Here is a 231-nt window from a genome sequence, read left to right as displayed (position 1 = left end):
CCCCGATGCAAAACACCACGCACAGCTATTACTGAGCGAAAACTACAGTGAGTTTGAACATATTGATCAAATTAAACGCACGGGGTTTTCTAACCAGATAAGTTTAATACTGGAGCCGGTAAGTTTAGGGCTAGGTTTTACGGTTTTACCTGCGCATGCCGTTAGCGCATTTAATAAACCTGCGCTTATTAAAACGCACCATTTAGCTAATCCAATTAGCGAGAGTATTTA

The 231-nt window shown here is 41.1% G+C and carries 1 pseudogene; it reads left to right on the top strand.

Annotated features, from left to right (window positions below):
* Positions 1–231: pseudogene (locus AAEY87_RS14465) on the top strand (LysR family transcriptional regulator); the annotation flags it as partial.

Origin of the sequence: Psychrobacter sp. S1-30-MNA-CIBAN-0213, assembly GCF_040309845.1 — a bacterium.
Taxonomy (GTDB): Bacteria; Pseudomonadota; Gammaproteobacteria; order Pseudomonadales; family Moraxellaceae; genus Psychrobacter.
The sequence above is the reverse complement of the archived record's forward strand: the minus strand, read 5'-3'. Positions and strand labels throughout refer to the sequence as shown.